At 66.4% G+C, this 18,489-nt stretch carries 21 protein-coding genes; all 21 read right to left on the bottom strand.

Annotated elements, in window-relative coordinates:
• The 21 genes from KT882_RS09255 to KT882_RS09155 all read right to left on the bottom strand — a co-directional run bounded on the left by KT882_RS09255 (nt 1) and on the right by KT882_RS09155 (nt 18,473).
• Entirely contained in the window at nt 1-933 is a 933-nt protein-coding gene (locus KT882_RS09255; protein ID WP_228895434.1) for a type II secretion system F family protein, read from the bottom strand.
• Between the two features lie 10 nt (nt 934-943).
• A complete protein-coding gene (locus KT882_RS09250; protein ID WP_228895432.1) occupies nt 944-1,807 on the bottom strand; it encodes a type II secretion system F family protein in 864 nt (287 codons plus the stop codon).
• Nucleotides 1,804-3,669 carry an ATPase, T2SS/T4P/T4SS family gene (locus KT882_RS09245; RefSeq protein WP_228895430.1) on the bottom strand — a complete coding sequence of 622 codons (1,866 nt, stop codon included), beginning with the start codon at nt 3,667-3,669 and terminating at the stop codon, nt 1,804-1,806. The genes KT882_RS09250 and KT882_RS09245 overlap by 4 nt, the downstream gene beginning before the upstream one ends.
• Before the next feature lie 2 nt (nt 3,670-3,671).
• On the bottom strand, nt 3,672-5,213 hold the full coding sequence (locus KT882_RS09240; protein WP_228895428.1) for a type II and III secretion system protein family protein: 1,542 nt from the start codon (nt 5,211-5,213) through the stop codon (nt 3,672-3,674).
• A gap of 73 nt (nt 5,214-5,286) precedes the next feature.
• A complete protein-coding gene (cpaB, locus tag KT882_RS09235; RefSeq protein WP_161072362.1) occupies nt 5,287-6,231 on the bottom strand; it encodes a Flp pilus assembly protein CpaB in 945 nt (314 codons plus the stop codon).
• 2 nt (nt 6,232-6,233) lie between these two features.
• Nucleotides 6,234-6,428 (bottom strand): hypothetical protein, encoded by a 195-nt coding sequence (locus KT882_RS09230; RefSeq protein ID WP_161072363.1) that lies wholly within the window; start codon nt 6,426-6,428, stop codon nt 6,234-6,236.
• Entirely contained in the window at nt 6,425-7,165 is a 741-nt protein-coding gene (locus KT882_RS09225) for a hypothetical protein (RefSeq protein WP_161072364.1), read from the bottom strand. Before KT882_RS09225 ends, KT882_RS09230 begins: the two co-directional genes overlap by 4 nt.
• Nucleotides 7,162-8,001, bottom strand: a complete 840-nt coding sequence (locus KT882_RS09220; RefSeq protein WP_228895427.1) for a hypothetical protein — start codon at nt 7,999-8,001, stop codon at nt 7,162-7,164. Before KT882_RS09220 ends, KT882_RS09225 begins: the two co-directional genes overlap by 4 nt.
• Nucleotides 7,998-8,864 (bottom strand): hypothetical protein, encoded by an 867-nt coding sequence (locus KT882_RS09215; protein ID WP_228895426.1) that lies wholly within the window; start codon nt 8,862-8,864, stop codon nt 7,998-8,000. The genes KT882_RS09220 and KT882_RS09215 overlap by 4 nt, the downstream gene beginning before the upstream one ends.
• Nucleotides 8,865-8,899: 35 nt before the next feature.
• A complete protein-coding gene (locus tag KT882_RS09210; RefSeq protein ID WP_228895423.1) occupies nt 8,900-10,267 on the bottom strand; it encodes a pilus assembly protein TadG-related protein in 1,368 nt (455 codons plus the stop codon).
• 3 nt (nt 10,268-10,270) lie between these two features.
• Nucleotides 10,271-10,576: a hypothetical protein gene (locus tag KT882_RS09205; protein ID WP_161072368.1), complete on the bottom strand. Its 306-nt coding sequence runs from the start codon at nt 10,574-10,576 to the stop codon at nt 10,271-10,273.
• A gap of 283 nt (nt 10,577-10,859) precedes the next feature.
• A complete protein-coding gene (locus tag KT882_RS09200) occupies nt 10,860-11,231 on the bottom strand; it encodes a ComEA family DNA-binding protein (protein ID WP_161072369.1) in 372 nt (123 codons plus the stop codon).
• Nucleotides 11,232-11,332: 101 nt separating this feature from the next.
• Nucleotides 11,333-12,226 carry an FAD:protein FMN transferase gene (locus KT882_RS09195; protein ID WP_228895422.1) on the bottom strand — a complete coding sequence of 298 codons (894 nt, stop codon included), beginning with the start codon at nt 12,224-12,226 and terminating at the stop codon, nt 11,333-11,335.
• A gap of 4 nt (nt 12,227-12,230) precedes the next feature.
• On the bottom strand, nt 12,231-13,376 hold the full coding sequence (locus KT882_RS09190) for a DUF3570 domain-containing protein (RefSeq protein WP_228895418.1): 1,146 nt from the start codon (nt 13,374-13,376) through the stop codon (nt 12,231-12,233).
• Entirely contained in the window at nt 13,376-13,639 is a 264-nt protein-coding gene (locus tag KT882_RS09185; protein WP_161072370.1) for a DUF4266 domain-containing protein, read from the bottom strand. The genes KT882_RS09190 and KT882_RS09185 overlap by 1 nt, the downstream gene beginning before the upstream one ends.
• A gap of 10 nt (nt 13,640-13,649) precedes the next feature.
• Nucleotides 13,650-14,144 carry a TlpA family protein disulfide reductase gene (locus tag KT882_RS09180; protein WP_228895416.1) on the bottom strand — a complete coding sequence of 165 codons (495 nt, stop codon included), beginning with the start codon at nt 14,142-14,144 and terminating at the stop codon, nt 13,650-13,652.
• The gene (locus tag KT882_RS09175; protein WP_161072372.1) at nt 14,141-15,418 is read right to left on the bottom strand and encodes a DUF4214 domain-containing protein; all 1,278 of its coding nucleotides are present in this window, start codon (nt 15,416-15,418) and stop codon (nt 14,141-14,143) included. The genes KT882_RS09180 and KT882_RS09175 overlap by 4 nt, the downstream gene beginning before the upstream one ends.
• 81 nt (nt 15,419-15,499) lie before the next feature.
• Nucleotides 15,500-16,444, bottom strand: coding sequence for a D-glycero-beta-D-manno-heptose-7-phosphate kinase (rfaE1, locus tag KT882_RS09170; RefSeq protein WP_161072373.1), 945 nt, complete (start codon nt 16,442-16,444; stop codon nt 15,500-15,502).
• Between the two features lie 124 nt (nt 16,445-16,568).
• Entirely contained in the window at nt 16,569-17,744 is a 1,176-nt protein-coding gene (lapB, locus tag KT882_RS09165) for a lipopolysaccharide assembly protein LapB (RefSeq protein ID WP_228895414.1), read from the bottom strand.
• A 13-nt stretch (nt 17,745-17,757) separates the two neighbouring features.
• Nucleotides 17,758-18,063: a LapA family protein gene (locus KT882_RS09160; protein ID WP_107877036.1), complete on the bottom strand. Its 306-nt coding sequence runs from the start codon at nt 18,061-18,063 to the stop codon at nt 17,758-17,760.
• A 104-nt stretch (nt 18,064-18,167) separates the two neighbouring features.
• Nucleotides 18,168-18,473 (bottom strand): integration host factor subunit beta, encoded by a 306-nt coding sequence (locus KT882_RS09155; protein ID WP_050408958.1) that lies wholly within the window; start codon nt 18,471-18,473, stop codon nt 18,168-18,170.
• Nucleotides 18,474-18,489: the final 16 nt, after the last annotated feature.

Raw genomic sequence — 18,489 nt, 5'->3', positions numbered from 1 at the left:
TCAGGTTCCAGGATGGAGCAGCTTCATCGCGATGGGAAAAAACAGGACGACGAAGGTGCAGGGAAAAATGAAAACGAGCAGCGGGAACAGCATCTTCACCGGCGCTTCCATGGCCAGCTTTTCAGCGCGCTGGAAGCGCTCGGCGCGGCGCTGGTCGGCCTGAGCGCGCAGCACCGGCCCCAGGTTCATGCCCATGCGCTCGGCCTGGATCACGGCGGTGATGAAGTGCGACACATTGGGCTCGTTCAGGCGGTCGGCCATGGTGCGCAGCGCCTCGGCGCGCGCCTTGCCGGCCCGCATGTCGCGCAGCACGCGCTGGATCTCGTCGCGCAGCACGCCGCGCGGCCCCTTGGCCACGGCCTGCTGCAGCGCGCCTTGCAGGTTCAGGCCCGCTTCCACGCACAGGGTGATGATGTCGAGGTAGAACGGCAGCGACTTGAGCAGCTCGCTGGTGCGGCGCTTGAGCAAATCGTTCAGCCAGATGCCGGGGAACAGCATGCCGAGCAGGAAGCCAATGGCGCAGGTCCACAGCTGCCCGGTGGCGCCCACTTGCAGCCTTCCCTCCAGCGCGTGCTCCAGGCTGGCCAGGCCCCAGCGCAGCAGCATCGCGCCCACCACGCCGGACACCAGGCGCGCGGCCATGAACTGGCCCGCGCTGAGCGCATACTCCAGCCCCGCCTTGCGCAACCGCGCCTGCACCAGCATGTGGCGCCGGGCAGGCACCAGCGGGCCGATGAAGTACGCGATCCAGTGGATGGGCCACCACAGCAGGCGGAAGCCCAACGGCGGCGGGTCTTTGTACTCGCGGTCCTCGGGCGGCACTTCTGCCAGCGCGCCGCTCAGCAGCCAGGCGCACAGCGCCACGGACAGGCCGGCCGCAACCGCCACGAAGGCGATGACGGCGGTGCTATGTTGGATCAGCAGCGATTCCATGCAGGTCTCCTCACACGTCGATACTGATGATTTTTCGGATGATGAACATGCCCATGGCCTCGAACACCACCACCACCGCCAGCGCCGCCCAGCCAGCCGGCGTGTGCCACAGCATGTCCATCGCGGCCGGCTCCATCTTCGACAGCACCAGCCCCAGCGCGATCGGCAGCAGGCCCACCACCCAGGCCTGCAGCTTGCCCTGCGCTGTCAGCGCGCGGATCTTGCCTTCCATTTGCAGGCGGCTGCGGATGGTGCCTGCGGTGCGTTCCAGCGTTTCCGCCAGGCCGCCGCCGGTCTCCGAGGCGATGCGCATGGCCGACACCACCAGCACGGTGGTCTGGGTCGGCATGCGGTGCGCCAGATTGCTCAGGCTTTGCTCCAGCGTCACGCCGATGCGCTGCTCGCGCAGCATGAGCGCGAACTCCTGGCCCAGCGGCGCGGGCGCCTCTGCCACCAGCTGCGACAGCGCCGAACCGAAACCGGCGCCGGCGCGCATGCCGCCGGCCAGCATCATCAGCGCGTCCGGCAGCTGATGCTCGAACTGCAGCATGCGGCGCTGGCGCATGGCCGAATACAGCAGGCGTGGCGCCCACACCAGCATGGCGCAGGCCACCGCCGTGAGGATTGCGCTGCCGGTCGCCATCCAGGCGCCCAGGGTGCCAAGCGCCATCAGCGCCATATTGGCGGCGAACAGCTTGCGCGCGTCGATGAACAGGAAGAACTCGCGCACCTGGAACTGCGCGCGCTCGGTGAAGCTGGCGCGGTAGCGCTTCATGGTGGCGGTGCCGACGTCGATGGCGAACCACGCCAGCAGCGCGCCAGACAGCGCGACGACCAGCGTCAGCACCGTGAGGAAGGTGGCGCTGGTGTTCATGCCGAACGCCTTTCCGCGCGCCGGTCATGGCCGCTGCGGGCCATCCACTCGCGCTCCTGCTGCGTGCCGGCCAGCTGCGCGGCAGGACGGAAGATGTCCATGCGCAGCTCGTTGCCCATGGCGCGCAGCTCCTCGTAGAAGGTGGGCGCCATGTCGCAGCCGGTGAAGACGCCCTGCACGCGGCTCACGCCATGCGCGTCGGCCTTGCCGTAGCCCTGGCCGGCAAAGCGGAACAGCTCCTGCAGCTGGATGCGGCCGCTCTCCATGCCGGTCAGCTCGGTGATGCTGGTGACCTTGCGCGAGCCACAGGCAAAGCGGGTCTGCTGCACGATGATGTCCACCGCCGACGAAATCTGTTCGCGGATGGCCACCAGCGGCAGGTCCATGCCGGCCATCAGCACCATGGTTTCCAGCCGCGCCAGCGCGTCGCGCGGCGTATTGGCGTGCAGCGTGGTGAGCGAGCCTTCGTGGCCGGTGTTCATGGCCTGCAGCATGTCGAGCGCCTCGGCGCCCCGGCATTCGCCCACCACGATGCGGTCCGGGCGCATGCGCAGCGTGTTCTTCACCAGGTCGCGTATCAGCACCGCGCCCTTGCCTTCCACGTTGGACGGCCGCGACTCAAGGCTGATCAGGTGTTCGTGATGCAGCTTCAGTTCGGCCGCGTCCTCCACCGTGATGATGCGCTCGCCGGGTGGAATGAAGTTGGACAGGATGTTGAGCAGCGTGGTCTTGCCCGAACCGGTGCCGCCGGACACGATGATGTTTTTGCGCGAACGAACGCACACCTCCAGGAACTCCGCCATGTCCGGGCTGATGGCGCCGAAGCGCACCAGGTCGTCCGCGTCCAGCTTGCGCTTGGCGAATTTGCGGATGGTGAGCGTGGGGCCTTTCAGCGCCAGCGGCGGGATGATGGCGTTCACACGCGAGCCGTCGGCCAGGCGCGCATCGACCATGGGCGAGGATTCGTCGATGCGCCGTCCCAGCGGCGCCACGATGCGCTCGATCACGCCCAGCACGGCGCGGTCGCCGGTGAAGGTGAGCGGATGGCGCTGCAAGCGGCCGGCGCGCTCGACGTAGATTTCATCGTGGCGGTTGACCATGATCTCGCTCACGCTGTCGTCTTCCAGCAGTTCCTCCAGCGGTCCCAGGCCCACGGCCTCGTTGAGCACCTGGCGGCACAGCACGTCGCGGTCCAGTTCGGGCGGAATGTCCGCCTCCAGCTCCTGGCGGATTTCGCGGATCACGCGGCTCGTTTCGGCGCGCAGCTGCGCGTCCGTCATGCTCGATACGTCCTTGCGGCGCAGGTCCATCGTATCGAGCAGGCGCGCGTGCATGCGCTTGCGCCATTCGAATTCGAGTTCCTTGCGGCGCGGGTCTATGCCCAGCACCACGGCGAAGCCGGGCTCCTTCTCGGGCTCCGGCTGCTGCGCGCGCGCCTGCTCGACGGCGGCGTGCGCCCTTTCCGCATTCACGCGCGAGGCGTGGATCTCCTCGGTGGCCATGCGGTTGCGGTGCTGCGCCGCGCTGGAGCGCAACTGCGGCGCGGCGGCCTGCACCAGTTCCGGTTCCGGCTCGCTATTAAGCACGCGCAGACGGTAGGGCCCGATGGCCAGCACGTCGTTCAGGCCCAGCGGGCCATATTGCGACGTGATCCGTTCGCCGTTCACATACAGGCCGCCGTACGATCCCAGGTCCTGCACCAGCACGCCGCCGGGCGTGCGCAGCAGGCGCGCATGCTCCTTGCTCACGCGCCAGCCACCCAGCTTGACGTCGTTCTGCGGCGACTTGCCGATCAGGCATTCGTCCGGCGCGTGTTCCAGGCGCGGCGCGCCGCTGCCTTCGGTGATCTCGATTTCCAGCATGGCTATTCCTTCCCTTCAGGCTGGGCCTGCGGCTGGGATTGCGGCAGGTACGCTTTGCCCGCATCGGTTCCCGGCTGCAGCGGATCGCTCAGATAAGGCGACTTGCCGAGCCGTTCGCCCAGGCGCTGGCCGGTGCTTTCCACGCGGTCCACCAGCCCCTTCGAGCGCGGATCAACAATGGTCGGCGTAACGAACACCACCAGCTCGGTCTCCTTGTTCTGGAAACGCTTGGAGCGGAACAGCGCGCCGAGGATGGGGATGTCGCCCAGGAAGGGCACCTTGTCCACGTCGTTGCTGCTGTTGCGCTGCAGGAGGCCGGACAGCACGATGGTTTCGCCGGCGCGCACATTGAACTCGGTCTTGGTCTTGCGGCTCAGCAGCGCAGGGCCGCCCAGCGTGGTGATGGAGGAGTCCAGCGAGCTGACTTCGGAGTCGATGATGGCGCGGATCACACCATTGCGGCCCACCTTGGGTTCGATGTCCAGCTTGATGCCGTAGGGCTTGAACACCACCGTCACGCCGTTCACCGACGACACCGAGTAGGGAAACTCGCCGCCCGCCAGGAAGCTGGCCTTGAAGCCGCTGCGGGTGGACAGCTGCGGCTCGGCCAGGATGCTGGCGGTGCCGTTCTGCTCCAGCAGGTTGAGCTGCGCGTTCAGGCCCATATTGATGGCGCTCAGGATGGTCAACTGCGACGGCAGCGTGACCGGGCTGCCGTCTCCCGAGCCTATGGGCGCAGGGGCACTGGTCGGCGAGATGATATTGATCTTGCGTCCGCCCACGTCGCCGCGTCCGCCCGGATACCAGATGCCGCCGATGGCGCCGCCGCCGGTGGGGCTCCACTTCAGCCCCAGTTCGCGCAGTTCGGACTTGGGAAACTCCACCACTTTCACGTCCATCATCACCATCTGCTCCCAGCCGATAGGGCTAGTGAAGTTGACGATCTGCGGGTAGCGCTTGGCCATCTCGGCCACCTTCTCGCGGTCGGCGTCGTCCAGCTCATCACCTTCGACGATGACCTTGTCGCCCACCACCGAAGCGGTGGCGCGGGGGATGCGCTGCAGGAAGCCGGCGATCTCGCGCGCCACGCGGGCCGTTTCGCCCGGCACCACGTTCACGCGGATGCGCTGGTAGCGGCCATCCTCGTTCCACACGAACAGCGTGGACGTGCCCACGCTGTTACCGAAGATGATCACTTCCTTGTCGTCCAGCGCATGCGCCGTCATCACCTGGCCGTTGCCGACCGCGATGCGCGCCACGCCCGGCGTGGGGAACACGCGCGACTCGCCCGCGAACAATTCAATCTCCGGCGCGGCGCCCGCTTCATGCGCAGGGTCGATAGGCGCGTACACGGCAGGCTTGGCCTGCTGGCGTTTCGTGGTGGGCTTCAGATTTTCGATATTGCCCATGCGCGCTGCGCCGGGAGCCTGCGCTGGGGCTTGCGCCTGTACCGCTGCCGCAGGGACCGCCGCCGGCGCCTGCTGCGCCTCGGCTTCCGGGGCTGCAGCCCATGCGGGCGCGGCCAGCACGCCCAACAGTATCAATGCCAGTACCAATGCCAGAGCAAGCAGTGGGAGTAAGTATTTTATTGTTTTCATTGTTGTTCTAGGTATGTGTTTAATGCACGCCGCCGCCGACAACGGCCACCGGCACCGCTGGAGGAACATCGCTTTCCTGCGCCGCCTGCGCAGCTGCCGCCGCCGCTGCGCCGCGCGGACGCAAACGCATCGCTTCAGGCGTCATGCTGCCCGCGCCATTGCCATACAAAACCGGCACCGCGCGGCGTCCGCCCTTGCCCTGCGCGCGCAGCTGGTTCATGCCCAGCAGCGAAGCCAGGTCGTTGGTCTGCGCGCCGATGGGGGTCTGGTCCTGCGGGTTGCGCAGCAGCGCCGTGAGCTTGCCCACTTCGCGCGCCACGATCAGGTTCTGCGCCTGGGCCGGCGTGGTGTCCAGCGTGACGGTGGAATAGCTGCGCCGCTCGCCGCTTTTCGGATCGTCGATCGAGCGCTGGCCGGTGGCCATCACCTGCATGCGCTGCAGCAGCGGGAAGGTGGACTTCTTGCCGTTCTGCTCGACCGTGATAATCAGGTCGATCAAGTCGCCCGGCTCCAGCATGCCGGAGATGGAATTGATTTCGTCCACCGGCACCGTCATGGCGCGGTGGCCGCTCTCCACGCGCGACGAGAACGACGGCGCGCGCTGCGTCTCCATCAGCCCCCACAGGATCATTTCCCCGGCCTTGACCGGATAAGCCACGGCCTGGCCGTCGATGCGGGCGAAGTCGTCCGGCGTGATCGCCACCGAGTGCGCGTATTCGGACGGCACCTGGCGGATGGCGAGGTTTTCATTGCTCACCTTTTCGCCCTTGGCGATGTCCACCTTGGCCACCACCACGGCCGTCATCTGGCCCTTGCCGCGCGCCTCGATGGCGGCCATCTGGCCGCTCAGGAAGCTGCGCGCGGCGAAGGCCGCCAGGCCGCCGATCAGCAGCGCGATACCAAGAACTATCCAGGTCTTGCCGGGCCGGATGCGGCGCAGCGATTCAACATTAGGCAGCTTCATGATCAGAACGGAAGCGAGATGGCGTAGCTGATGTTCTTGTAGGCCAGCTGGAAGCCGTCGCTGACGATCTCGAAGGTGGTGCGCGCCTTGCCCGGGCTGGCCGGGTTGTCCTGTATCGGCACGAACAGGGCGAAGCCCAGCACGGCGCAAACGATGGCGTATTCCATAGAGGTGTAGCCTGCCTGGTTCTTTTTCATTTCAGTTGCTCCATATGCGAAGTAGTGTTCAACACCACGGTGACGCGCCCTTCGCGGTCGCGGCAAATCACGGCCATGGCGTCCTTGCCCCGTCCCTTGAAGAACAGGGTGCTGCCGTTGACGGCGCCGGCAGGCAGGGGCCGGCCACCGTATTCCTCGGGTTTTGCTTCCCGTTCGAATTCCAATCCTTCGTCCCGCATCAGCTGGCGCACGCGGTCGCGGTTCACGTCCTCGCTGTAGCTGTTGTTCACCGCCAGCAGCAGCGAAGCCACGCCGCGCTCGTTCGAGGTGAGGAAGCTGATCACGGACGAGCCCTGCGGCAGCTGGGCCAGGTAGCGCGCGCGTTGCGCCTGCGTGGCGCCGCGCTGGCTCGCAGCGGCCTTCAAGTCGGTTACAGCCAGCAGGCCGCGCGTGCCCTGCGGCAGGCCTTCGAGCTGAATGGTGATGTAGTAGTCGCCGCGCGGCCGGCCCAGCACCAGCTTGTTGCCAACCTTGCTTTCCATCAGCGGCTTTTCCATGTGGCTGCGAAACCAGGCCGCCAGCACCGCAGGGGACTCGCTGGTCGCAAAACCCGTCATGCGCATCGGCATGCCCTGTGCGGCAACCTGCGCCCCCATGTCCACGATGGCGGCGCCGGGTGGCAGCTCCACCTGCGGCCAGACGGCCGCAGCTGCAGGCAGCACAGCCGGCGACAGCAGTACGGACAGTGCGGCGGTGGATAGGGCGCGGCGCATCATTTCAGGCGGTCCACAGGTACTTCGTCGCGCCAGTAAGCCAGTTCGCCCAGCTTTGGGCCTTTTCCATTGCAAGCGCCAGGAAAGCAGCCAGTCATTTCTGTCACTTTCACCGCGTCATCCACGACGCCGTTGAATGGGCGCAGCGCCTTGCCCGGCGTAAGCAGTGTTTGGTCGATGCGCGACTCCACCTGCCCTGGCCCGCTGGCGGTCCAGGTATCGACCGCCACACTGGTGGCACGCCTGATAGTCAGACCGATGTTCTTGAACGGCTCGTAGGTCTCGGCCGGATTGCCGGCGGGTGCCGGCAAATTGGCCAGCGTGACGCTAACGTTGGCGGTGAAGACGCCGTTCGCTTTCAGTTCGAGCTGATCGCGCACATTGATCGGCACAGGCATTGAAAATGGTGCGTCGTCTGAGGCTGCAGCGTAGCCGTCGGACTGCGCTGCACCTGCCGCGCCAGCACCGAAGGTCACCCGCACGTCGCTGAATTTGCTGATCAGCGCACCGCCGTTCTGGTCGCTCCAGAACCGATTGCGGTTGGCATTAAAGTCGCCCGCCGTGTCACCGGTCTTGATAGGGGCATCAGAGTTGCTGAAGTAGCGGCGGCGCACTTCGTCCTCCAGCTGCGACACCGGCTTCCATGAACTCATGCCGTCGTTGCGCGTCATCGCGTCAAAGGCCACGTAGCGGCTGGCCATCTGCGTGGCGTAGCTGATGTCCTGGTACTTCGCCACCACCGGCATCAACAGGAACAGTGGCACGAGCACCAGGCACATGACCACTAACTCCGTGAGCGCCTGGCCGCGCTGGGCTGCGAAGAATGGCGTGCGCGTCATTGCCCGCCCCCTCCGGTAAAGCTGTAGCCACCGGCTGCATAGGGCGTGAAGACAGCCGCGCTGACGGTCGTGTCCATGGCGGCGTCGGCGGCGTTCAGCTTCAAGCCTTCCGGTTGCTCCATTTCCAGCAACAGGCCGCCGAACTGGCGCGACGCCGCGCCCACCGCAGGTTTAAACGAGCCGCCGGATGCGTAGCATGCGCTGCCGCCGCCGGTAGCAGCGGGCAGCGCCCAAATGTCGCAGGTGACGCCCTTCACGTCTTTACGCTGGGCGGTCTTGCTGGCGGCGTAGGCCGATACCTGGCGCAGTTGCGCAGCCATCGCCGCCATGGCTGGGTCGTTCGCCATGCGCTGCAATGCATCCGCCCCACCTGCAGGACGGGCCGGCATAGGTCGGGCACCGGCGTGGCCATCCGGGCCGCAGTTGCCCTTGGCGATCTTCGCCACCAGGTCGATCTGGCAGATACCCGCGCTCGACTCCAGCTTGGCCGTGCGCACAGGTTTGGACAGCAGGCTGCAGTCGCTGATGTTCACCTGGTAGGAAACGCCGGACGAATATTGGATGCTGCGCTGTAAGGCAAGGTAGTAGTCGTCGCGGTGGCTCACCATGTAGTCCGGCCAAGCCTTGGGCGGATTGACCGGCTGGCCGGTACGCTGGTGATCCGTCACGCAAGCCTGCACGTTCTCCTTGAGCCGCGCCAGCAGCGCGGCGTTGCCTTCCTTGCCGTTGAAGTAGCCGTGCAGCCGCGCGCGGTGCACTTGCACCTGCGCGCCCGCCCTGCCGTAGGCCTCGTGCGGCATGGGCGCCTTGAAGATCTCGTCCTCTTGCGGCGTGGTGGCCTGCGCTGCGCAGACTACTGCCATGGCGACCCCGCCGCAGATGAAATATTTTGAACTAGTCATGGATTGATGCCCTGCAGTGCCGCAGCCGCTGCCAGCGTCGCTGCGGAGTTGTCGCCCAAATGCGCCTGCCAGTAAGGATTGAACAAACTTGGCAGTTCCTTCTTGCCGTCCGCGCGCGCCACCGGGCGGTCGAAATAGACTTCGGAGGTCGATACCGCCGCCAGTACGTCCTGCGCCTGCGCGCCTTTCATCACGTCCAGGCGGCCGGTGGGTTTGATCTGCGAGCGGCCGTCGGAGGTCATGGTCTGCGCTTTAGCGCGCGTAAGACGAATGGCGAAGCGTAGCGTGGGGTCTACCCGTTTTGCGGCAGTGGGACTGTCCGGGGAATACAACAGCACTTCGCTGGAGACGTCGAAAAAATTGGGCACGCCGCTGTAGAACCAGTCGCTGCCGCCGCCGTTCTTGCGGGCGGACTGCTGGCCGGTACCCAGCGAGTAGTTGGCGACGGTGCGGCAACGCGGTATGCCGAAGCGGAAGCGCAATTGCTCCGCCCGCAGCGTTGCGCTGTCCTGCGCGCGCCACTCGTCGAATCCAATTAGCTGAGTGCTGCCGGTTCGGTTCGCTTTCCCGCGCGGCACCGGATTGCAGGGCAAGATTGAGCTGTCGCTCCAGGAACGGTTTCGGACGAAACCGTCCTTGTAGGCGGCACTCAGCTCAACATCCTTGAAGCGGGTGCGGTCATTGCCGATGTTCGGCGTTATGAAGGGTTTTCCGTCGAACAACGTGTAGTTGTCGAGCAGCGGAATCAGGTCGACCTTCACCACGCCATCGCCGACGTAATTGGCATCCGCAACTTCCTGCATCAGCCGGGTGCGAGCCGGCAGGAAACTGGCATACATGGTGGTCTGAGCCAGCTGCAAGGCCACCTTTGCCGTTTCAGTCGCAAGCACGGTGACCTGCAGCACCGGGCTAACGACATTCTCAGTGGCGTTGATCACTGTTGCGCCATAGGCCAAGACTCCGCACGCCGGCGTGTACTTCAGCAACTGCAGGCCACCGGGAACAGGGTAATTCGTTGTACAGAGCATCGCCGTATCGGCACTGGTGGCGTGTTCAGCGGAGTATTCAAGCCAGGAATCGACACTCACCATCTGGGCGATCGTTACCTCGTTCGCCATCAGCGCGCGGTTGGTGTAGGCATCGAAGTTCAAGGCACGGGCGTGCATGACGGCGGCGCTGTAGGCCACGGCGTCGGCGGTGTTGACCAGCTTGGCCTTTTCGGCCGTCAGCTGCCCGGTGTTGAACATGAAGAACATCGCAACCAGCCCGCTCAGCAGGACGAACAATCCATAGATGAGCGCCTGCCCCCGCTGCCGCGCGCGGCGCGGCAGGGAAGACAGCGGGTTGGAGGCGAAACGGCTCATGACTTAGTTGCTCCCGCCTGCGCTGCCCTGCTTGCCGGTGGTGGCTTGGTCGCCGTAAGTGCCCAGCGAGTTCTTGTTGGCGTCCTTGGCGGCGGCGGCGGCCTTGGTCGCTGCTGCTTGCGATGCGGTGATGGCGGCAGTGCCGTCGTTGCCGGACACCTCGTTCGAGATGGCGGCCATCTGGTTGCGCACGGTGGCGCCGAACAGTTGCGTGACGGCGATGGCGGCCACGGCAATCATGGCGACGATGATGATGTACTCGGTCATGCCCTGACCGGTTTGCCTGCGTTTGAAAGCGCGGATGTTCATGCGATACCCCTTTATCAAATTGTGGAAACACCAAATGGAATGGGCCTCCACGGACGGGGTGTGGCCCGCGCGAGGAAGCGGAGCCAACTGTAGACCTTGTACACCGCGCACATTTTCACCAAATGTAACGATGTTAAATAAATAATTTTTATTTTTACTTATTGGGCTTTTTGGCAACATTTCAATCGTGCGGGGCCACCTCATCAGTTACGATGGCGGCCTGGCGGCGGAATAAAAAAAACCCCGCAGCGCGGGGTTTTGGGGGTACTGCGGCAGCCGGAGGCTATTTGGCGGTCGCGGGGGCAGCGGCAGAAGCCGTCTTGTCCGCCTTCTCGCCCTTCGCGGCCTTGGCCGGCTTGGCGGGCTTGGCTTCGCCTGCGCCGTCGCGCGATTTGCCGTTCACTTGCAGGCCGGCTTCGGACAGTTTGACCGCGTTCTTTTCCCCCACGCCCTTCACGCGCATTTCAAAGTCGGCCCAGTCCTTGAAGGGGCCGCCCTTGGTGCGCTCGTCCAGTATCGCTTTCGACTTGGCCGGGCCGATGCCCTTCACGCTGTCCAGCGCGGCCGCATCGGCCTTGTTCACGTCGACCTGTGCAAATGCGAAGCCCATCGTCGCAACCAATGCGGCAACTGCCATCAACAGTTTCTTCATCATATTTGTCTCCGTTATGTGGGTAGCGAAACGGGATTCCGCCTCGCCCGTGGTAAACGGAGGCCGCCGACGCCAGTTGACCGGCTTTGTTTGATGTACATCAATCAAACCGCATGGCTGTGCAGGCCGCCAGCCGCGTCCTGCGCCAGCCAGGCGCAGCCTGTTTGGGCCAGGAAATCCAGCGCCTGCGGGCCTTTCAGCATGGCAATCGTGGCGCTGGCGCCCGCCGCCACCGTGAGCGGCGCCAGCACGCTGACCGAGCGCCACGCCGTGACCGGGTAGCCGGTGGCGGGGTCGAGGATATGGCAGTAACGCCGGCCATCCAGCTCGAAATAGCGCTCGTAGTCGCCGGAGGTGGCCAGCGCGCCGCTGGCGACATCGATGGCGGCGATGGCGCCGTCCTCCTGGCGCGGGTGCTGGATGGCGATGCGCCAGGGGCTGCCGTCCGGCTGCGGGCCGAGCACGCGCAGATCGCCGCCCAGGTTGACGTAGCCGCAGTGCACGCCTTGCGCCAGCAGCAGCGCGGCGGCGCGGTCGGCGGCGTATTCCTTGCCGAAGCCGCCGAAATCCAGCTCCATGCCGGCCAGCGGCAGGCGCAGGCTGCTCCCTTCCCGCTCGGCCTTGCGCCAGCCGGTGAGGGCCAGCAGCGGCGCCAGCTCCTCCGGCTGCGGCACGCGCGGCTGCTTGAAGTTCCAGGCCCGGCGCAGCACGCCGGTGGTGATGTCGAACAGGCCGCCGCTGAGGGTGTACAGCTGGTCCGCGTATGCCAGCAGGGCCAAGGTTTCGTCGTCCAGCGGCAGCGGCGCGCCGCCGGCCGCGCCGTTGATGGCGGACACCACACTGTCGCTGCGGTAGCGCGAGTACTTCGCTTCGATGCGCCGCACTTCGGCCATGGCGGGCGCGGCCAGCGCCTGCGCCGCCTCCTCGCTCGCGGCGGGCAGCAGCAGCTGGCAAGGGCTGGCCATGGCCTGGAAAGCCACGGTGTACAGCGCGCTCAAGCGCTCACCATTGCTTGCTGATGCCCAGCTGCCAGATTTGCGCGTCCATGCGCGCCAGGCCGGGGCTGCCGGTGCCGAAGCGGCGCCAGCCCGTGCTCTGGCAGTAACGCTCGGCCTTCACCTGCGCGCGCCAGCCGTCGCCGAAGCTGTAGGCGGCCTGCAGGCCGGCCGTGACGGCGCCGAAGCCGGACAGGCGCTGGTCGGCCGAGCTGAAGGCGGTGGAACCGAAGGTGTAGCCGGGCGGGAAAGGCGGGCCGAAGCGCTTGTCGTACACCGGGTCGAAATAGAAGTCCGCCGCCGATTGCGTGCTCAGCCGCAGCGAGGGCGTCAAGGCCCAGCCGCCGCCCAGCGCGCGCTCGTATTCGGCGCCCAGGGTGTGGGCGCGGGTGCCGAAGCTGTCCATGTAGTAGCGGTAGCTGGTGCGCATGGCGCTGCCGTCCCCCAGCGCGTGGTTCCAGCGCAGCAGCAGGCTGTTGACGTCGCGCTTGCGCGGGCGGTTGTCGACGTATTTGTAGGGGTCCGAGTAGTAGCCTTTACCTTTCGCATGCGTCAGGTCGAGCTTGACGATGTCGCGCTGGGTCAGCACCTGCTCCAGGCTGGCCAGCCATTCCACGGTGTGGCGGCGCTCGCCTGTCACCAGCAGGTTGACCGGGGAAATGGTGTCGTTGCTGACGCCAAAGGACAGGCTCCCGGTGGTGTTGTGGTCCGCGCTGCTGATGGTGCCGCCCAGCGACAGCGCGCGCGAGCGGTAGTCGTTCTCGTTGGACCAGGCGGCGCCGGCGCTGACGCTGGCGTTGGCGAGGTAGCGCGTGACGCGCAGGTCGGCGGCGTGGCGCAGGTCGTCCATGCGCGAGGCGCCGGAGATGGCGGTGTGGTAGCGCGGCGTGGCGCCGGACACGTGGTCGCTGACGGCGCCCGCTTCCAGCAGCCAGCCGCCGGCCACCGGCAGCGACAGGCGCACCGCAGGCGAGCGCACGCTCACGCGGTCCAGGCCGGGCTGTTCGTCCTTGTAGTGCAGATAGTCGACGCTGAGGGTGGCGGTGTCCGGCAGGGTTTGCGCGGCTGCGCTCGGCAAGCCCAGCCCCAGGCCGGGCAGTGCGAGCGCAGCCAGCATCAGGGCCTGGCTTGGCGGCAGGTCGGTCTTCGGCATCAGTTGCACCCGCAGCCGCCGCCGCCCACGCTGCCCGCGCCGCTGGCGGCTTCCTTGCTGTCGTAGATGTGGGCGCTGTAGCGCGACGCGGCAGGGTCGCGGTCGAAGCGCATATTGGGCTGTGCCAGCGCGCCTTTTTCCCACGCCGCCACAGGCTGGAGCGGAGCGCAGCCGGTGGCCAGTCCGGCTGCGGCGCACAGCGCGGCCCATGCAGCCCACCTCGCCAGCCTGCACGCCCCGCGCCACCTTATTTGTGCTTGCATGCCGGCCTCCTTATGGTTGTTGCAGCGCGGACTGGATGCGTGCTTCCAGCGCGGCGGTGTCGTTGTCGTTGAAGCCGCTTTGCAGCCACAGCAGCTTGCCGTCGCGGCCGATCAGCGCGCTGCTGGGCATGCCCTTGATGCCGTAGGCGCGCGCGGTGGCGCCGGCCGGGTCGTAGGCGATGGTGAACGCGGCCGGCACGCGGGACAGGAAGGCGGCGGCGTCTTCGCCCTTGGCGTCCAGGTTGATGGCCAGTACTTGCAGGCCGGCGCCGCCATGGCGCTGCTGCAGGCCGTTCATCCAGGGGAAGGAGCGCTTGCAGGGGCCGCACCAGGAAGCCCAGAAATCCAGGTAGACCAGCTTGCCGCGATAGGCGCTCAGCTGCACCCTGCCCTGTGCTCCCGGCAAGTCGAAACCCGGCGCCAAGGCCTCGCCCGCCTTGGCGCCCGCGCTTGCGCACGTGATGGCCAGGGCCAGGACAGCGCTGCCGGCGACAGCGGCCGTCATGGCGGCATGCCCGCGGCGAACCAGGCGGCGAGCAGGTCGCGTTCGGCCTGCGTCATGCCGGTCATATTCGCCCAGGGCATGAATTGCGATTGCACGGTGGAGGTAAAGATTTGCGTCGAGCGCGCGCGGATCTCGGCTTCGGTGTCGAAACGGATGCCCAGCGGTGCCGGGTTGAATCCGGGCACGGTGGGACGCGCGGAATGGCACGGCACGCAGCGCTGGATGATGATGGCCTGCACCTGCGGGAATTTCAGCGCCGGCTGCACCGGCTTGGTCCAGCTGAAGACGCCTGCCTGCCCGGTGCTGGTGTTGACCCAGCTGCCCGCCAGCACCCCGGCCGCCAGGTTCAGGCTGCCAGTCAGCGTGACGCTCTGGCCTGCGGTGGTGGGCAGCGCCACGCTGAAGCGGCCGCCCGGCTGCAAAGTGCCGCTGCCGCCGGCGTCCTGGTTCACCAGGTGGCCGAACAGCGCCATCGTGCCGTCGGGCTGTATGGTGATGCCGATGGCGCCCTGGTCGGCGCCGCGCACCGTCACGTCATACTGGCCCGCATACTCGGCCATGGCATTGGCCGGCAGGCTGCTGCCAAAGGGCAGATACTCGATGCCGTTGCGCACCGCGTTGGCCAGCAGCGCGATGTTTTCCGGCGAGTCGGAGAACTGGGCCAGCACCTCGGCCTGGCTCAGCCGGACGCCCAGCGGGCCGGTGCCGTCCAGATTGCCGACATGGTAGGCCAGGCCTGCCGCGTCCGGTGCGCGGCCCAGCACGTTCGCATACAGCAGCGTGACGAAAGCGGCGCTGTTCGGCGCGCCGTACAAACTCATGAATTCCTGGCTGGTGACGAAGCTGGCGGCAACCGTGTTCAGCGGCGCGCCGTTGTCCATCGTGCCGATGTGGTAGCCCAGGCCGGCCAGGTCCGGCTTGCGCTTGAAGGCGGCCTGATACAGGCGGTAGGCCTGGCCGGCGTTGCCGGACAAGTCCAGGGCCAGCGCGGTATCGGCAAAACGCAAGCGGCTGTCCGCCGGCACCAGTTGGGTGGCGCCGCTGAGGATGTCGGTGACGAGGAAGCCGCCCGTGGCGGGGGCGACGGTGTATTGGCTGAGATAGCCGCTGAAGCTGATGGCCGGGCCGGGGGCCGCCGCGTGCTGCGGCGCAGGAGCGCCCGAAGCGGACAGGCGCGCGCCGGCGCTCGGATTGCCCGGCTGGGATTGCTCGCCCGCGCCGCAGGCAACCAGCAACAGCGGCAGGGCCAGACAGCAGAGGCGGCGAGCGTCCATAGCGGTGTACCAAAAAGGGAAGGTTTACATCTTAGCCATCCCTGTATTATTTGGCAACCAGCCCGGGCCGGGCAAACAACGTTAGAGGAACAGCTCCTCGCGCGTGACGGTGGCCGTGCCCAGCTTGCCGACCACGATGCCGCCGGCGCGGTTGGCGGTCTGCACCGCCTCGTTCCAGCCCGCGCCCGCGCCCAGCATGGCGGCCATGGTGGCGATCACCGTGTCGCCCGCGCCGGACACGTCGAACACTTCGCGCGCGTCGGCCGGCATGTGGAAGCGCTCCTGCGCCGTGTACAGCGTCATGCCCTCTTCCGAGCGGGTCAGCAGCAGCGCGTCCAGCTTCAGTTCGCTGCGCAGCTTCTGCGCCTTCTCCGTGAGCTGCTCCTCGCTGCTCCAGCCGCCGGCTATGTGGCGGAACTCGGACTTGTTCGGGGTCAGCACGGTGGCGCCGGCGTAGCGCGCGAAGTCGTCGCCTTTCGGGTCGACCATCACCACCTTGCCGGCCGCGCGGCCCGCCGCCACCATGTCGGCCACGTTGACCAGGCTGCCCTTGGCGTAGTCGGACAGGATGATGACGTCGTAGTCGGCCAGCAGGGCCTTGTATTGCATCAGCTTGTTGCGCAGCACGGTGTCGCTGGGCGGCTCCTCGAAGTCGATGCGCAGCATTTGCTGCTGGCGGCCGATCACGCGCAGCTTGATGATGGTGGAGATGGCTTCGTCGCGCTTGAGGTAGCTGTGGATGCCGCCGCTGTGCAGCAGCTGCTCCACCTGGTCGCCCGCCTCGTCGGCGCCGACCACGCCCAGCAGGCCGGCATGCGCGCCCAGCGCGGCCGCGTTGCGCGCCACGTTGGCCGCGCCGCCCAGGCGCGCTTCGCGCTTGTCCACGCGCACGATGGGCACCGGCGCTTCCGGCGAAATGCGGCTCACGTCGCCGAACCAGTAGCGGTCCAGCATGACGTCGCCAACCACGAGGATGCGCACTTTGTCGAGCGCGGGGGCTTGGAAGGTGGTAACGGAAGTACTCATGGCGGTCTCTCAGGGTCGGCGGTGCGCTCGGATCGGCGGGTTACGGCTGCGCCTAACCCGCCCTACGGCCACGCACATGGGCGGCATCGTAGGGCGGGTTAGCGCAGCGTAAGCCGCCGGCGCATCAATTCATTACGTTCAGTTCTTCCGTGCGGCGCGGCGGGTAGGATTCCCACTTGCTGCAGCCCGGGCAGTGCCAATAATACTGGCGCGCCTTGAAGCCGCAATGGCCGCACTGGTAGCGGGCCAGCTTCTGGGTGTAGCCATGCACCAGGCCTTTGACCATGGACAGCTCGGACAGCAGCTCGGGCGGCGCGTCCATCATGCGCGCTTCCAGCAGCTTGTCCAGGCCCAGCAGGGTCGGCGTGCGGCGCAGTTCGTCGCTCACCAGCTGCTTGGCCGCGCTCACGCCGTCCAGTTCGATCACGGCCTTGAACACCACTTCCAGCAAATCGATGGACGAAGCCTGCTCCAGGTAGGACTTGAGCAGCGACACGCCTTCCTGCGCCCGGCCCACTTTCTTGTAGCCGTCCATCAGGCGCTGCGCCACCAGGGCCACGTGCGGCACGCTTTGCTGCTCCACGCGGCGCCAGGTGTTGAGCGCCGCTTCCACGTCGCCCTGCATCAGCTGCGCGTCGCCCACCAGGATGGTGGCGCGCACGCTGGTGCGGTCGGCCTGCAGGGCCTGCTCCAGCAGCTGCATCGCCTCTTCCGGATGGATGTGGACCAGCGCGTCCTGCGCCATTTCGCAGTAGAACTGCGCGATTTCCTTCTGGCGCACGCCGGCGCCCGCGTCCTGCAGGCCGGTCGCCACTTCGATCGCGCGCGGCCACTCCTTCTCGCGCTGGAAAATCTCCAGCAGCGAGCGGCGCGCCTGCACGCCGTAGGAGCTGTCCACCAGGCGCTTGAAGGTTTCCTCGGCGCGGTCCAGCAGGCCGGCCTTCAGGTAGTCCATGCCCAGCTCGTATTCGGCGTGCGCCTTCTGCTCGGCCGGCAGGTCCGGGCGCGACAGCAGGTTCTGGTGCACGCGGATGGCGCGCTCGGTCTCGCCGCGGCGGCGGAACAGATTGCCCAGCGCGAAGTGCATATCGGCCGTTTCCGGGTCCAGGCGCACGATCTCGATAAAGGCGTCGATGGCCTTGTCGGGCTGGTCGTTGAGCAGGAAGTTCAGGCCCTTGAAATAGCCGCGCGGCAGCGTGCGCGACTCGGACACCAGCTGGCGGATGTCCACCCGCGCGGCGACCCAGCCCAGGCCGAAGAAAATGGGCATGCCCAATAACCACCAGAGTTCGAATTCCATACTTTTCTTAGGCTTATTGCTGCGTGTTGATACTGTCCGGCTGCGGCTGGGCGTTGACCTGCAGCGCCGAGGTTTGCAGCGTTTGGATGGTGGATTTTTGTTTGGTCGCTTCGCGCCGGTGGCGGAAAACGGTAGGGGTGAGCGCGAGCACGCCGAGGAAGGCGCCGGCGGCAAAGAAGCCGAGCAGCATCAGCACCAGGGGGCCGCGTAATTCGTAGTTCAGGAACAGGACCAGATTCACTTCCTGGGTGTTCTTCAGCGCGAAGCCGAAAAACAGCACAAACAGGATAAAACCAAAAACAGTGGAAACAATTTTCATTCGTCAGCTTCCCGTTTCAAAAAAAAACGGCATCCAGGGACGCCGCTCTTTTACATCAGCCGGAACAGGCTTGCACCCGCCCCGGCTACCGTCATGTAGACGCTTCAGTCCTCGATGATGGGCTGGCCCACCATCGCGTCGACACGCTCGCGCAACTGCTTGCCCGGCTTGAAGTGGGGCACCCGTTTTTCGGGCACCATCACCTTGTCGCCGGACTTCGGATTGCGGCCGATGCGGGGCGGCCTGCTATTCAAAGCAAAGCTGCCGAAGCCGCGGATCTCGATGCGCTGGCCGCTCGCAAGCGCGCCGGTCATTGCATCGAGTATCGTCTTGACGGCGTACTCCGCATCCTTGGCCACCAGCTGAGAATAGCGCTCAGCCAGGCGGTTGATCAACTCGGACTTGGTCATCTACTTGTCGTCTTAG

This window comes from Pseudoduganella aquatica (assembly GCF_020865585.1).
Classification (GTDB): domain Bacteria; phylum Pseudomonadota; class Gammaproteobacteria; order Burkholderiales; family Burkholderiaceae_D; genus Rugamonas; species Rugamonas aquatica_A.
The sequence above is the reverse complement of the archived record's forward strand: the minus strand, read 5'-3'. Positions and strand labels throughout refer to the sequence as shown.

Coding starts and splice junctions, on each gene's coding strand:
- KT882_RS09245 (WP_228895430.1), bottom strand. CDS start 3,669: ATGCTGGAAATCGAGATCACCGAAGGCAGCGGCGCGCCGCGCCTGGAA.
- KT882_RS09215 (WP_228895426.1), bottom strand. CDS start 8,864: ATGGCAGTAGTCTGCGCAGCGCAGGCCACCACGCCGCAAGAGGACGAG.
- KT882_RS09225 (WP_161072364.1), bottom strand. CDS start 7,165: ATGATGCGCCGCGCCCTATCCACCGCCGCACTGTCCGTACTGCTGTCG.
- KT882_RS09175 (WP_161072372.1), bottom strand. CDS start 15,418: ATGGACGCTCGCCGCCTCTGCTGTCTGGCCCTGCCGCTGTTGCTGGTT.
- KT882_RS09180 (WP_228895416.1), bottom strand. CDS start 14,144: ATGACGGCCGCTGTCGCCGGCAGCGCTGTCCTGGCCCTGGCCATCACG.
- KT882_RS09190 (WP_228895418.1), bottom strand. CDS start 13,376: ATGCCGAAGACCGACCTGCCGCCAAGCCAGGCCCTGATGCTGGCTGCG.
- KT882_RS09205 (WP_161072368.1), bottom strand. CDS start 10,576: ATGAACATCCGCGCTTTCAAACGCAGGCAAACCGGTCAGGGCATGACC.
- cpaB (WP_161072362.1), bottom strand. CDS start 6,231: ATGAAGCTGCCTAATGTTGAATCGCTGCGCCGCATCCGGCCCGGCAAG.
- KT882_RS09230 (WP_161072363.1), bottom strand. CDS start 6,428: ATGAAAAAGAACCAGGCAGGCTACACCTCTATGGAATACGCCATCGTT.
- KT882_RS09185 (WP_161072370.1), bottom strand. CDS start 13,639: ATGCAAGCACAAATAAGGTGGCGCGGGGCGTGCAGGCTGGCGAGGTGG.
- rfaE1 (WP_161072373.1), bottom strand. CDS start 16,444: ATGAGTACTTCCGTTACCACCTTCCAAGCCCCCGCGCTCGACAAAGTG.
- KT882_RS09155 (WP_050408958.1), bottom strand. CDS start 18,473: ATGACCAAGTCCGAGTTGATCAACCGCCTGGCTGAGCGCTATTCTCAG.
- KT882_RS09255 (WP_228895434.1), bottom strand. CDS start 933: ATGGAATCGCTGCTGATCCAACATAGCACCGCCGTCATCGCCTTCGTG.
- KT882_RS09220 (WP_228895427.1), bottom strand. CDS start 8,001: ATGACGCGCACGCCATTCTTCGCAGCCCAGCGCGGCCAGGCGCTCACG.
- lapB (WP_228895414.1), bottom strand. CDS start 17,744: ATGGAATTCGAACTCTGGTGGTTATTGGGCATGCCCATTTTCTTCGGC.
- KT882_RS09250 (WP_228895432.1), bottom strand. CDS start 1,807: ATGAACACCAGCGCCACCTTCCTCACGGTGCTGACGCTGGTCGTCGCG.
- KT882_RS09160 (WP_107877036.1), bottom strand. CDS start 18,063: ATGAAAATTGTTTCCACTGTTTTTGGTTTTATCCTGTTTGTGCTGTTT.
- KT882_RS09200 (WP_161072369.1), bottom strand. CDS start 11,231: ATGATGAAGAAACTGTTGATGGCAGTTGCCGCATTGGTTGCGACGATG.
- KT882_RS09210 (WP_228895423.1), bottom strand. CDS start 10,267: ATGAGCCGTTTCGCCTCCAACCCGCTGTCTTCCCTGCCGCGCCGCGCG.